Origin of the sequence: Streptomyces sp. NPDC048441, assembly GCF_043200235.1 — a bacterium.
Classification (GTDB): Bacteria; Actinomycetota; Actinomycetes; order Streptomycetales; family Streptomycetaceae; genus Streptomyces.
This window is the reverse complement of sequence record NZ_JBICXM010000001.1, coordinates 280,643-293,507: the sequence shown is the minus strand read 5'-3', so window position 1 is coordinate 293,507 and position 12,865 is coordinate 280,643. Positions and strand designations below refer to the sequence as shown.

Here is a 12,865-nt window from a genome sequence, read left to right as displayed (position 1 = left end):
GGGTCAGCGACCCTCGACCGGAACGAAGTCCCGAAGAACCTCACCGGTGTAAATCTGCCGGGGACGGCCGATGCGGGAGCCAGGCTCCTTGATCATCTCGTGCCACTGGGCGATCCAGCCCGGGAGGCGGCCCAGCGCGAAGAGAACCGTGAACATCTCGGTCGGGAAGCCCATCGCGCGGTAGATGAGGCCCGTGTAGAAGTCCACGTTGGGGTACAGCTTGCGCTCGACGAAGTAGTCGTCGGCCAGCGCGTGCTCTTCCAGCTTCAGCGCGATGTCGAGCAGCTCGTCGTTCTTGCCGAGAGCCGAGAGGACGTCGTGCGCCGCCGCCTTGATGATCTGCGCCCGCGGGTCGAAGTTCTTGTAGACGCGGTGCCCGAAGCCCATGAGCTTCACGCCGTCTTCCTTGTTCTTCACCTTGCGGATGAAGTTGTCGACGTCGCCGCCGTCCTGCTTGATGCCCTCGAGCATCTCCAGGACGGACTGGTTGGCGCCACCGTGCAGCGGACCCCAGAGGGCCGAGATGCCGGCGGAGATCGAGGCGAACATGTTCGCCTGCGACGAGCCGACCAGACGCACGGTGGAGGTCGAACAGTTCTGCTCGTGATCCGCGTGCAGGATCAGGAGCTTGTCGAGCGCGGAGACGACGACCGGGTCCAGGTCGTACTCGGCGGCAGGCACCGAGAACGTCATGCGCAGGAAGTTCTCGACATAGCCGAGGTCGTTGCGCGGGTAGACGACCGGGTGGCCCTGCGACTTCTTGTACGCGTAGGCCGCGATCGTCGGAAGCTTGGCGAGCAGGCGGATCGTCGAGAGGTCGCGCTGCTCCTCGTCGAACGGGTTGTGACTGTCCTGGTAGAACGTCGACAGCGCGCTGACCACGGACGACAGCATCGCCATCGGGTGGGCGTCACGCGGGAAGCCGTCGTAGAAGCGCTTGACGTCCTCGTGCAGCAGCGTGTGCTGCGTGATGTCGTTCTTGAAACTGGCGAGCTCGTCGACCTTCGGCAGTTCGCCGTTGATCAGCAGGTACGCCACCTCGGTGAAGGTGGAGCGCTCGGCCAGCTGCTCGATCGGATAGCCGCGATACCGGAGGATCCCCTGCTCGCCGTCGAGGTAGGTGATGGCGGATTTATAAGCGGCGGTGTTGCCATAGCCGCTGTCCAGGGTCACCAGACCGGTCTGGGCGCGGAGCTTCCCGATGTCGAAGCCCTTGTCGCCGACGGTCGAATCGATCACCGGGTAGGTGTACTCGTCGCCATCGCCGTACCGCAGTACTACAGAGTTGTCGCTCACGTCATCCCTCACCGACGTTGTGCCTCTTCTTCGAGGTGCCCTGACTGTCTCTACCATCCCCCATTTGGCCCTGGAGAGTGCACTCGGGGTCGACCATTGGGCCTATTGGCGGCACTGAGTGCCGCCAACTTACTCATCCTGCCCCCTTCGACCCGGTTGCGGAAGCGCTGTGTGACCTTTCCGACTCGTTTGATCGATCAAAATTTTCCGAGCCGGAAATCCAGGGCCGTACAGCGTCTGCCCGCGGAGACCGTGCGCACCGCTTGTCCCAGAGCCTTGCGTGAACCGACAAGCACGACCAGCTTCTTGGCCCGCGTCACCGCCGTATAGAGCAGGTTCCTCTGCAGCATCATCCATGCGCTCGTGGTCACGGGGATCACCACCGCCGGATACTCACTGCCCTGGGAGCGGTGGATGGTGACCGCGTACGCGTGCGTCAGTTCGTCCAGTTCGTCGAAGTCGTACGGAATCTCCTCCTCCTCGTCCGTCAGGACCGTGAGCCGCTGCTCGTCGGAGTCGAGCGAGGTGACTACTCCGACGGTGCCATTGAAGACGCCGTTCTGCCCCTTCTCGTAGTTGTTGCGGATCTGGGTGACCTTGTCGCCGACGCGGAACACGCGGCCGCCGAAGCGCTTCTCCGGTACGTCCGGCCTGCTGGGGGTGATGGCCTGCTGGAGCAGGCCGTTCAGGCTGCCCGCGCCCGCCGGGCCGCGGTGCATGGGTGCGAGCACCTGGACGTCCCTGCGGGGGTCGAGGCCGAACTTCGCCGGGATGCGGTGCGCGGCCACGTCCACCGTGAGCCGCGCGGCGTCCTCGGTCTCGTCCTCCACGAAGAGGAAGAAGTCCGTGAGGCCCTGAGTGAGGGGCGGCACGCCGGAGTTGATGCGGTGGGCGTTCGTGACGACGCCGGACTGCTGGGCCTGGCGGAAGATGTGCGTGAGCCGGACCGCGGGGACGGGGCTCTGCTCGCTGAGCATGTCGCGCAGGACCTCGCCCGCGCCGACGCTCGGCAGCTGGTCCACGTCTCCGACGAAGAGGAGGTGTGCGCCGGGGGCCACCGCCTTCGCCAGTTTGTTGGCGAGGAGCAGGTCCAGCATGGATGCCTCGTCGACGACTACGAGGTCGGCGTCGAGGGGCCTCTCCTTGTCGTACGCCGCGTCTCCTCCCGGCTTGAGCTCCAGGAGGCGGTGGACCGTGGAGGCCTCGGCGCCGGTGAGCTCGGCGAGGCGTTTGGCCGCGCGGCCCGTGGGGGCGGCGAGGACGACCTTCGCTTTCTTGGCTCGGGCCAGCTCCACGATCGAGCGGACCGTGAAGGACTTGCCGCAGCCGGGGCCGCCGGTGAGGACGGCGACCTTCTGCGTCAGCGCCAGCCTGACCGCTTCCTCCTGCTCGGGGGCGAGGTCGGCGCCCGTGCGGGTGGCCAGCCACGCGAGTGCCTTGTCCCAGGCCACGTCCTGGAAGGCGGGCATACGGTCTTCCGCGGTCCTGAGGAGGCGCAGCAGCTGGGCGGAGAGGGACAGCTCCGCGCGGTGGAAAGGGACCAGGTAGACGGCCGTGACGTCCTCGCCGCCGTGGGCCGCGCCGCCGTCGGGGCCGGGGACCTTCTCTCGTACGACGCCTTCCTCCTCGCCTGCCAGTTCGGCGAGGCAGTCGATGACCAGGCCCGTGTCGACCTGGAGCAGCTTCACCGCGTCCGCGATGAGGCGCTCCTCCGGGAGATAGCAGTTGCCCTGGTCGGTGGACTGCGACAGTGCGTACTGGAGGCCCGCCTTGACGCGTTCCGGGCTGTCGTGCGGGATGCCGACGGACTGGGCGATGCGGTCCGCGGTGAGGAAGCCGATGCCCCAGACGTCGGCGGCGAGACGATAGGGCTCGTTCTTCACTATGGAGATGGAGGCGTCCGCGTACTTCTTATAGATACGGACGGCGATGGACGTGGAGACGCCTACTCCTTGCAGGAAGACCATGACCTCCTTGATGGCCTTCTGCTCCTCCCAGGCCGCGGCGATCAGCTTGGTCCGCTTGGGGCCCAGGCCGGGGACTTCGACCAGGCGCTTGGGGTCTTGCTCGATGATGTCGAGGGTGTCCACGCCGAAGTGGGTGGTGATGCGGTCGGCCATGACTGGGCCGATGCCCTTGATGAGGCCTGAGCCGAGATAGCGGCGGATGCCTTGGATGGTGGCGGGGAGGATCGTGGTGTAGTTCTCCACCGTGAACTGCTTGCCGTACTGCGCGTGGGAGCCCCAGCGGCCTTCCATGCGGAGTGATTCGCCTGCCTGCGCGCCGAGGAGTGAGCCGACCACGGTGAGGAGGTCGCCGCTGCCGCGGCCTGTGTCCACACGGGCGACCGTGTACCCGTTCTCCTCGTTGGCGTAGGTGATCCGCTCCAGGACACCCTCGACGACTGCGGGTGTTGGTGGCGTCGTCGCTGCTGCTGGACTCGACATGATCCGACGCTACCGCTCCGCACCGACAGCGCGGGAAGCCTGTGGACAACTCCCTGTGGACAACTCGAGGGGGCCCGGTCCGATCGACCGGGCCCCCTCGGGTTTCCCCTCCCCTGTCGGTACTCCGCGATCCCCCCAGATCTCCCGTACGGAAGTCCCGACGCACAGTACGACCCGCGTAGGGCGGGAAGGGTTGCACGGGCCGGACCGGAAAGTTTCAGGTGTGTGGGTGCCTGTGCGGGTGTGTGGGTGGGGATGCCTGCGGCGCCTGTGGCTCGTTGGGTGGGGGTTGGCGACGCGGCATCGGTTCGTCGGTGGCAGCGGGGCCGCGCCGGTATGTCCGTCCTCGCCATCACGGTCTGAGCGTCGGGCTTCTTCGGTGCTGGAGTTCTGGGAACCGTGCTCCGGGCGGAAATACCGACACGACCCCTCGCGTCCGTTGCCGACAGCGGGTACGTCGTGGAGGCCAACGCTGCGGGGCAATCGGGATGGGGTCCCGCTGCGGGCTAAGCGGGTCGGGCGAAGTCGGCTACGGTTTGGCAGCGCCCTGAAGGGGCGCGGGGAACTGCGCGACCAGCCACGACGGGCTCGCAGACATCCGAAGGACCAGTCCCGCACATCCAGCGAAGCGCTTAGCACGCCTCCGTGGCGTAGCTCCTTGCCGTCTCCGACAGGAGCTCCCTGCCGTCCCTCGCCCACAGCTCCTCGTTGAAGAGTTCGACCTCGATCGGGCCCGTATAGCCCGCCTCCTCCACGTAGCCGCGCCACTGCCGCAGGTCGACCGACCCCGAGCCCAGCTGGCCACGCCCGTTCAGAACGCCCTCGGGCAACGGGGTGATCCAGTCGGCCAGTTGGAAGGCGTGGAGGCGTCCGCCCTGTCCCGCTCGGGCGATCTGCGCCGGCGCCTGGTCGTCCCACCACACGTGGTACGTGTCCACGCAGACCCCGACCTGTGAAGGTGGGAAGTCCTCGGCCAGGTCGAGGGACTGAGCGAGCGTCGACACCACGCAGCGGTCCGACGCGAACATCGGGTGGAGGGGTTCGATGGCCAGGCGGATCCCGCGCGATGCCGCGTACGGGGCGAGTTCCGCCAGCGCCTCGGCGATGCGGGAGCGTGCTCCGTGCAAGTCCTTGCTGCCGGGAGGCAGGCCGCCCGAGACCAGGACCAGCGTGTCCGTGCCGAGAGTTGCCGCCTCGTCGATCGCCGCCCTGTTGTCGTCGATGGCCGCCACGCGCGCGTGTGCGTCGATCGCCGTGAGGAAGCCGCCCCGGCAGAGCGTGGTGACCGTCAGGCCCGCGTCGCGCATCAGCTTGGCGGTCGCCTCAAGGCCGTAGGCCTGGACCGGCTCCCGCCAGAGGCCGACCCCGGGGATCCCCAGGTCCACGCACGCCGTGGCGAGTTCGGGGAGGGAGAGCTGCTTGACCGTCATCTGGTTGATGGAGAAGCGCGCAAGGGCCGCCTCGCTCATTGCTGGACTCCGTACACGGTGAGCAGGGATTTCATCCGGGACTCGGCGAGCGCGGGGTCCGGGAACAGGCCGAGGTTGTCCGCCAGTTCGTACGCGTGAGCCAAGTGCGGCAGCGACCGCGCCGACTGGAGGCCCCCCACCATCGTGAAATGGGTTTGGTGGCCTGCCAGCCACGCCAGGAACACCACGCCTGTCTTGTAGAAGCGGGTGGGTGGCTGGAAGAGGTGGCGGGAGAGCGGGACCGTCGGGTCGAGGCAGGCGTGGAACGCCTTCGTGTCGCCCGTGTCGAGGAGTCGTACCGCCTGGGCCGCCAAGGGGGCAAGGGGGTCGAAGATGCCCAGCAGGGCGTGGCTGAAGCCCTGGTCGTCGCCCGCGATCAGCTCGGGATAGTTGAAGTCGTCGCCCGTGTAGCAGCGGACGCCGTCCGGCAGGCGGCGGCGCACGGCGATCTCGCGCTGTGGGTCCAGGAGGGAGATCTTGATGCCGTCGACCTTGTCGGGGTGGGCCGTGATGACCTCGAGGAAGGTGTCCGTCGCGGCGTCCAGGTCCGTACTGCCCCAGTAGCCGGTGAGCGCCGGGTCGAACATCGGGCCGAGCCAGTGCAGGATCACCGGCTCGCTCGCCTGGCGCAGGAGGTGACCGTACGTCTGGAGGTAGTCGTCCGGTGACTTCGCCACTGCGGCGAGCGCGCGGGACGCCATCAGGATCACCTGTGCGCCGCTCGATTCGACCAGGGCCAGCTGCTCCTCGTATGCGGAGCGGACCGTCAGGAGGTCGGTGGGGGCCGTCAGTTGGTCCGTGCCCGCGCCGCAGGCGATCGCGCCGCCCACCGACTTCGCTTCCGCCGCCGAACGTCTGATCAGTTCCGCCGCGCCCTGCCAGTCCAGGCCCATGCCCCGCTGTGCCGTGTCCATCGCCTCGGCCACGCCAAGGCCCTGCGCCCACAGGTGGCGGCGGAAGGCCAGGGTCGCGTCCCAGTCGACAGCCGCCGGGGAGTCCGGGGAGACGTCCGGGTAAGGGTCCGCCACCACGTGTGCCGCCGAGAAGACCGTGCGGGAGGTAGGAGGGGAGCCCGCCGTCTGGGAAGGGGTGGCCTGGCGGGGCTCGTACCGGTGCGTGGTGCCGTCCGCGCGCGGCAGCAGAAGCGTCACTGGACGATCTCCGGCACCTCGATGCGGCGGCCCTCGGCCGAGGACTTCAGGCCGAGTTCGGCGAGCTGCACGCCGCGTGCGCCCGCGTGCAGGTCCCAGTGGTAGGGCGCGTCCGCGTACACGTGCTTCAGGAACAGCTCCCATTGGGCTTTGAAGCCGTTGTCGAACTCCTGGTTGTCCGGCACCTCCTGCCACTGGTCGCGGAAGGACTGGGTCACGGGCAGGTCCGGGTTCCAGACCGGCTTGGGGGTCGAACCCCGGTGCTGTACGCGGCAGTTGCGCAGGCCCGCGACCGCCGAGCCCTCCGTGCCGTCCACCTGGAACTCGACCAGCTCGTCACGGTTCACCCGGACCGTCCAGGAGGAGTTGATCTGGGCGATCGCGCCGCCATCGAGCTCGAAGATGCCGTACGCGGCGTCGTCCGCCGTCGCGTCGTAGGGCTTGTTCTGCTCGTCCCAGCGCTGCGGGACGTGTGTCGTGGCAAGGGCCTGGACGCTGCGTACGCGGCCGAACAGCTCGTGCAGTACGTACTCCCAGTGCGGGAACATGTCCACGACGATGCCGCCGCCGTCCTCCGAGCGGTAGTTCCAGGAGGGGCGCTGGGCGCTCTGCCAGTCGCCCTCGAAGACCCAGTAGCCGAACTCGCCCCTGACGGACAGGATCTTGCCGAAGAAGCCGCCGTCGATGAGGCGCTTCAGTTTCAGGAGGCCCGGTAGAAAGAGCTTGTCCTGGACCACGCCGTGCTTGATGCCGGCCGCCTGGGCGAGGCGGGCCAGTTCCAGGGCTCCGGCGAGGCCTGTCGCGGACGGCTTCTCCGTGTAGATGTGCTTGCCCGCGGCGATGGCTCGCGTGAGGGCCTCCTCGCGCGCGGAGGTGACCTGCGCGTCGAAGTAGATGTCGATGGTGGGGTCGGCGAGGACCGCGTCCAGGTCGGTCGAGATGTTCGCCTCGGCGTCCAGGCCGTGGCGTTCCGCGATCTCGCGCAGGGCGTGCTCTCTGCGGCCCACGAGGACGGGCTCCGGCCACAGCACCGTGCCCTCGGCGTCACCCAGACCGAGTCCGCCCTGCTCGCGCAGGGCGAGCAGGGAGCGGACGAGGTGCTGGCGGTAGCCCATCCGTCCTGTCACACCGTTCATGGCGATGCGCACCGTCTTGCGAGTCACAGCAGTCCCTCCGTACGCTCCAGGCGCATAGCAAGCGCTTTCTATGCAAGAAGAAGCTAGCCTGCCGCACAAGGTTCGGACAAGGGCTTCGGACCAGAGCCGTGACACGGAGGACGACGAGATGACCGTGACCCTGGCGGACGTGGCGGCCCACGCCCAGGTCTCCCCCGCTACCGTCTCCCGCGTACTGAACGGCAACTACCCCGTGGCGGCGGCCACCCGGGAGCGTGTCCTGCGCGCCGTGGACGACCTCGACTACGTCCTCAACGGGCCCGCGAGCTCGCTCGCCGCGGCCACGTCCGATCTGCTCGGCATCCTGGTGAACGACATCGCCGACCCCTTCTTCGGGATCATGGCCGGTGCGGTGCAGTCCGAGATCGGCGGACCCGGCGGGCGCGCCGGCGGCGAGCGGATGGCCGTGGTCTGCAACACCGGGGGCTCCCCCGAGCGCGAGCTCACCTATCTGACGCTGCTGCAGCGCCAGCGCGCCGCGGCCGTGGTCCTGACCGGCGGCGCACTGGAGGACCCGGAGCACGCGGCAGCGATGTCCGCGAAGCTGGCGCGGCTCGCCGACGCGGGCACCCGGATCGTGCTCTGCGGACGGCCGCCGCTCGCGGACACCGACGCGGTGACGGCCACCCTCACCTTCGACAACCGCAACGGCGGGCGGCGGCTCACCGAGCATCTCCTGACGCTGGGGCACCGCAGGATCGGCTATGTGGCGGGGCCTGTGGAGCGGACCACCACGCGGCATCGGCTCGAGGGGCACAGGGACGCGATGGCCGCCGCCGGCATCGACAGCGGCGGCCAGGACGAGCTGACCGTCCACGGCCCCTACACCCGCCGGTCCGGCTACGAAGCCACCCTCGAACTCCTGCGCCGCGCCCCGGACCTGACCGCCATCGTGTCCGCCAACGACACCGTCGCCCTCGGCGCGTCCGCCGCCCTGCGCGAGCGCGGCCTGCGCATACCGCAGGACATCTCGGTGGCGGGCTTCGACGACCTCCCCTTCTCGGTGGACGCCGTCCCCGCACTGACGACCGTACGGCTGCCGCTGTACGAGGCGGGCGCCCGCGCGGGCCGCCTCGCCACGGGCGCGGAGGCGGCACCTCCCGGGGGCGTGGCGACGATCGGGGCGGAGCTGATGGTGCGGGGGTCGACTGCGCCGCCGCGCGGGTGAGCCCTGGACGAGGCCGGAGACCTCGGCTGATCCCGCGGAGGCCGATCCCGCGGGTTTCGACACTGCGGGTTTCGACACTGCGGGCATGGCCTCGGAGACCGACGCGGGGTATCGTTGACTCAGTCAAGGGTAAACGCCTCGATGCCCCCTGGAGTGATGATCCGTGAAGCCCCATGCCTCCGAGACGCCCATCCAAGAGATCCGCGCCTTCAACCGCTTCTACACGAACCTCATCGGCGCCCTCGATTACAGCCGCCAGCTCTACGTCCCGTACACCCTCACCGAGGCCCGCGTCCTCTACGAGCTCAACCACGCCCCCCACCTCGACGCGGCCGACCTGCGCTCCGAACTCTCCCTGGACGCCGGATACTTGAGCCGTCTGCTCGGCAAGCTCGAGAAGGCCGGAATAGTCGAGCGTGCACCCTCCGAGCGTGATCCGCGGCGCCAGCGCATCACGCTCACCGCGCAGGGGCGTGAGACCGCCGCCCTCCTTGACGAGCGGTCCAGTGAGGCCGTCGGTTCGCTGCTCTCGAATGTGCCGTCCGCCCAGCGGCCCCGCCTGGCGGAGGCGATGCGCACCGTACGGGAGATCCTGAGCGGTGCGGCGCAGGACGGGGCGAAGGACGCACGCCCCGTCCTGCGTGCGCCCGGTCCCGGTGATCTCGGGTGGATCGCGGAGCGCAACGCCGCCCTGTACGCCGCCGAGTACGGGTTCAACATCGAGTACGAGGGCCTGGTCGCCCGGATCGTCGCCGAATACGCGGAGGACCACGACCCCCACCTGGAGCGGACGTGGATCGCCGAGCTCGACGGGCGCCGCGTGGGGTGTGTGATGTGCGTGCGCGACGACGCGCCCGCGACCGCCCGGCTGCGGCTGCTGCTCGTCGAGCCCGACGCGCGGGGAATGGGTATCGGCGACCAACTCGTCGGCGCCTGCGTCGAGTTCGCCCGCGGTGTCGGCTATCGCGAGATGGTGCTGTGGACCAACGACATCCTCGGCGCCGCCCGCGCCATCTATCAGCGGCACGGCTTCGTCCTCGTCGACGAGAAGCCGCACCGCTCGTTCGGGGTCGACCTGCTGGGGCAGGACTGGCAACTGCATCTGGACGAAGACACCCTTTAGGGTCTGCGTCATGAAACTCGCCTTCTCCACCCTCGGCGTGCCCGGCCTCCCCATCGCCGACGTGCTGAGCCTGGCCACCACCCACGGCTATCACGGCGTCGAGCTGCGCGCGCATCCCGAAGAACCGGTCCACCCGGGGATCGACCTCTCCGAACGGGCCGATGTGGCCGCCCAGTTCAAGGCCGCGGGCGTCGAGATCCTCGCAATCGCCGGGTACGCGCGCGTGGCCGAGCCCGGCGACGACAAGCCCGTCCTCGAAGACATACGTTCCCTGCTCACCCTCGCCCGGGACCTGGGCGCCCCCTTCATCCGCGTCTTCCCCGGCGGCGGCACCGAACAGAGCGCCGATGAGGCCGACGCGACGGCGGCCCGACGGCTCGGTACCGCGGCCGAGTACGCCGCCGACTTCGGCGTACGCATCCTCCTGGAGACCCACGACTCGCACCGCACCGGCGCCGCCGCCACCCGCGTACTCGGCACGGTCGGGCACCGTCACGTCGGCGCCCTGTGGGACGTGATGCACACCTGGCTCGGCGGCGAGACCCCCGCCGAGAGCCACGCGGCGCTCTCGCCGTACCTCGGCTACGCCCAGGTGAAGGACATCGCGTCGGCCGACGACACGACGCCGCTCGCGCTCGGCGCGGGAGTCCTGCCGCTCGCCGAGTGCGTGGACGTGCTGCTCAGCGGGGAGCAGCGGGACGGCTGGTTGTGCTGGGAGTACGAGAAGCGGTGGTACGAGGAGGCCGCGGAACTGCCCCGACTGCTCGGTCCTGGGCAGGACTTCCTGTCCCGGCTCCTGAACCGCCACGCCTGACGCCCGCCAGGGACGTCAGGCCGACGCCGCCGACCAGGAGCGGCGCCGCGCACCACCCGAGCGCGCTCACCGACTCCCCGAGCACGAGCGCCGCCGCCGACATCCCGAACACCGGGACGAGGAGCGAGAAGGGAGCCACCGTCGACGCGGGGTGGCGGCGCAGCAGATAGCCCCAGGCGCCGAAGCCGAACACCGTCGTGATCCACGCGACGTAGACGATGATTCCCGCGCCCTGCCAGTCCAGTGAGCGCAGGGCGGCGAGGTCCGCCGTCGGGCCCTCGAAGAGCAGCGAGAGCCCGAGCAGCGGCAGGACCGGGACCGTGCTCACCCACACCATGAAGTTCAGGGAGTCGGGCGGGGATGCCTTGCGGGTCAGGACGTTCGATACGCCCCAGCAGGCCGCGGCGGCGATCAGCAGCGCGAAGGCCGTGAGCGGGCCCGCCTCCCCCTCGTCGACCGCCGCGACACCGATGCCCGCGAGGGCGATCACCATGCCCGCCAGGCGTACGCGGCCGGGTCGTTCACCGAGGGCCACGAAGGCGAAGAGGGCCGTGAACACCGCCTGGATCTGGAGGACGAGGGAGGACGTCCCGGCCGGCATCCCCGCGTCCATGCCGATGAACAGAAGGCCGAACTTGGCGACCCCCAGGACGAGTCCGACGCCCACGATCCACTTCCACGCGACCTTGGGCGGCCCCACGAAGAAGACCGCGGGCAGCGCCGCCACCAGGAAGCGCAGGGCGGAGAAGAGCAGCGGTGGGAAGTGGTCGAGGCCCACCTCGATGACGACGAAATTGACGCCCCATACGGCGGTGACGAGGACGGCGAGGAGGACATGAGCGGGTCGCATGGGTCGAGGATCACCCGGCATGACCATGTAGGACCAGCGCGGATAACTGCATGATGGGATGAAGCAACGCTAACGAATGGGGTGGGTCACACATGCTCGATCTCGCTCGGCTCCGCGCCCTGCACGCCGTCTCCGTGCACGGCACCGTCGGCGCCGCCGCCACCGCGCTCGGCTACACCCCGTCCGCCGTCTCCCAGCAGATCGCCAAGCTGGAGCGCGAGACCCGCACCACCCTCCTCGAACGGCAGGGCAGGGGTGTCGCGCTCACCGAGGAGGCGCGTCATCTCGCCGCCACCGCACAGGAGTTGATGGCGATCGTGGAGCGCGCGGAGACCGAGCTCGAGGAGCGGCGCGGGCTGCCGGCGGGACGCCTGACCATCGCCGCGTTCGCCTCGGCGGCGCGCGGCATCATGCCCGGAGTCCTCGCGGATCTCGCCCGGCGGCATCCCGCGCTCGACGCCCGGATGTCGGAGATCGACCCGCATCTCTCCATCGACCTGGTGGCCAAGGGCGCGGTGGACATGGCCGTCGTGCACGACTGGGACATCGCGCCGCTGCCCACGCCTCCCGGCGTCGAGCAGGCCGTCATCGGCGATGACCTCTGCGACCTCGTGGTGCCCGTCGGCCACCGGCTCGCGGGGCGTGACGCGGTGCGCCGCGAGGAGCTGAAGGGCGAACGGTGGATCACCCAGCCGCCGGGGCTCGTCTGCCACGAGTGGCTGATCCGCACCCTGCGCGAGGCGGGCTGCGAGCCGGACATCGCGCACACGGCGGAGGAGAACCCCACCCTGGTCGCGCTGGTCGCCGCGGGCCTCGGCATCGCGCTGATCCCGCGCCTCGGCCGCGGCCCTGTCCCCGAAGGGGCGGTCACGGTGCGGCTCGATCCGTTGCCGGTGCGGCGGCTGTACGCGCTGTGGCGGGCGGGGGCGTCGCGGCGCCCCGCGATAGCCGAGACGGTACGGACCTTGCAGGGGCACTGGCCCCTACCTGGACCTGGATCTGGACCGGCACTCGCGCTCGACCCCGTCCGTGACCCCATCCATGACCCCAAGCAAGTCGCCCCCTGAGCCTCAGCAGTCCCGCCCGTACCACTTTCCGGAAATACGTCTTCGGCCGGGAACCCACACGCGAGGCCGGCCGTCCAACGGTCATGCTGCCGGGTGAGTCTCCGCGAGGCGGTGTCGGCATCGCTGCTGGCTGCGAACGCTGACTTACCCTCTCCGCCGCCCGCGGTCGGCAGTATGCCGTCACCGGTGCGCCCCCTCCCAACAGCGCCGGTGACGGCCCCTCTCCTCCACAGTGGCCGCCAGGTCCCTTGACTGGCAGAAATCTTCGGGATATCCGTGACTCTCGGAAAGTTTCCTTCAGCCGG

9 protein-coding genes and 1 pseudogene are annotated in these 12,865 nt (G+C 69.5%); 4 read left to right on the top strand and 6 right to left on the bottom strand.

The window, feature by feature from the left end; all coding sequences use genetic code 11:
- Nucleotides 1–3: 3 nt before the first annotated feature.
- The 5 genes from ACGFSB_RS01310 to ACGFSB_RS01290 all read right to left on the bottom strand — a co-directional run bounded on the left by ACGFSB_RS01310 (nucleotide 4) and on the right by ACGFSB_RS01290 (nucleotide 7,526).
- Nucleotides 4–1,296 (bottom strand): citrate synthase, encoded by a 1,293-nt coding sequence (locus ACGFSB_RS01310; protein WP_393392304.1) that lies wholly within the window; start codon nucleotides 1,294–1,296, stop codon nucleotides 4–6.
- Nucleotides 1,297–1,493: 197 nt separating this feature from the next.
- The gene (locus ACGFSB_RS01305) at nucleotides 1,494–3,743 is read right to left on the bottom strand and encodes an ATP-dependent RecD-like DNA helicase (RefSeq protein ID WP_393392301.1); all 2,250 of its coding nucleotides are present in this window, start codon (nucleotides 3,741–3,743) and stop codon (nucleotides 1,494–1,496) included.
- A 632-nt stretch (nucleotides 3,744–4,375) separates the two neighbouring features.
- Nucleotides 4,376–5,212: a sugar phosphate isomerase/epimerase family protein gene (locus tag ACGFSB_RS01300; protein WP_393392299.1), complete on the bottom strand. Its 837-nt coding sequence runs from the start codon at nucleotides 5,210–5,212 to the stop codon at nucleotides 4,376–4,378.
- On the bottom strand, nucleotides 5,209–6,363 hold the full coding sequence (locus ACGFSB_RS01295; RefSeq protein WP_393392296.1) for a dihydrodipicolinate synthase family protein: 1,155 nt from the start codon (nucleotides 6,361–6,363) through the stop codon (nucleotides 5,209–5,211). Before ACGFSB_RS01295 ends, ACGFSB_RS01300 begins: the two co-directional genes overlap by 4 nt.
- Nucleotides 6,360–7,526 carry a Gfo/Idh/MocA family protein gene (locus ACGFSB_RS01290; protein ID WP_393392293.1) on the bottom strand — a complete coding sequence of 389 codons (1,167 nt, stop codon included), beginning with the start codon at nucleotides 7,524–7,526 and terminating at the stop codon, nucleotides 6,360–6,362. The genes ACGFSB_RS01295 and ACGFSB_RS01290 overlap by 4 nt, the downstream gene beginning before the upstream one ends.
- Nucleotides 7,527–7,647: 121 nt before the next feature.
- Here ACGFSB_RS01290 and ACGFSB_RS01285 point away from each other — a divergent pair, with 121 nt between their 5' ends.
- The 3 genes and pseudogenes from ACGFSB_RS01285 to ACGFSB_RS01275 form a co-directional block, all read left to right on the top strand.
- Nucleotides 7,648–8,706, top strand: a complete 1,059-nt coding sequence (locus ACGFSB_RS01285) for a LacI family DNA-binding transcriptional regulator (RefSeq protein ID WP_393392290.1) — start codon at nucleotides 7,648–7,650, stop codon at nucleotides 8,704–8,706.
- Between the two features lie 163 nt (nucleotides 8,707–8,869).
- Nucleotides 8,870–9,829, top strand: a complete 960-nt coding sequence (locus tag ACGFSB_RS01280) for a GNAT family N-acetyltransferase (protein ID WP_393392287.1) — start codon at nucleotides 8,870–8,872, stop codon at nucleotides 9,827–9,829.
- A gap of 10 nt (nucleotides 9,830–9,839) precedes the next feature.
- Nucleotides 9,840–10,520, top strand: a pseudogene (locus tag ACGFSB_RS01275) (sugar phosphate isomerase/epimerase family protein); the annotation flags it as partial.
- On the opposite strand, the gene ACGFSB_RS01270 reads toward ACGFSB_RS01275, so the two are convergent.
- A complete protein-coding gene (locus tag ACGFSB_RS01270; protein ID WP_393392284.1) occupies nucleotides 10,510–11,493 on the bottom strand; it encodes an EamA family transporter in 984 nt (327 codons plus the stop codon). The pseudogene ACGFSB_RS01275 and the gene ACGFSB_RS01270 overlap by 11 nt on opposite strands.
- Nucleotides 11,494–11,585: 92 nt before the next feature.
- Here ACGFSB_RS01270 and ACGFSB_RS01265 point away from each other — a divergent pair, with 92 nt between their 5' ends.
- Nucleotides 11,586–12,560 (top strand): LysR family transcriptional regulator, encoded by a 975-nt coding sequence (locus ACGFSB_RS01265; protein WP_393392281.1) that lies wholly within the window; start codon nucleotides 11,586–11,588, stop codon nucleotides 12,558–12,560.
- Nucleotides 12,561–12,865 lie beyond the last annotated feature (305 nt).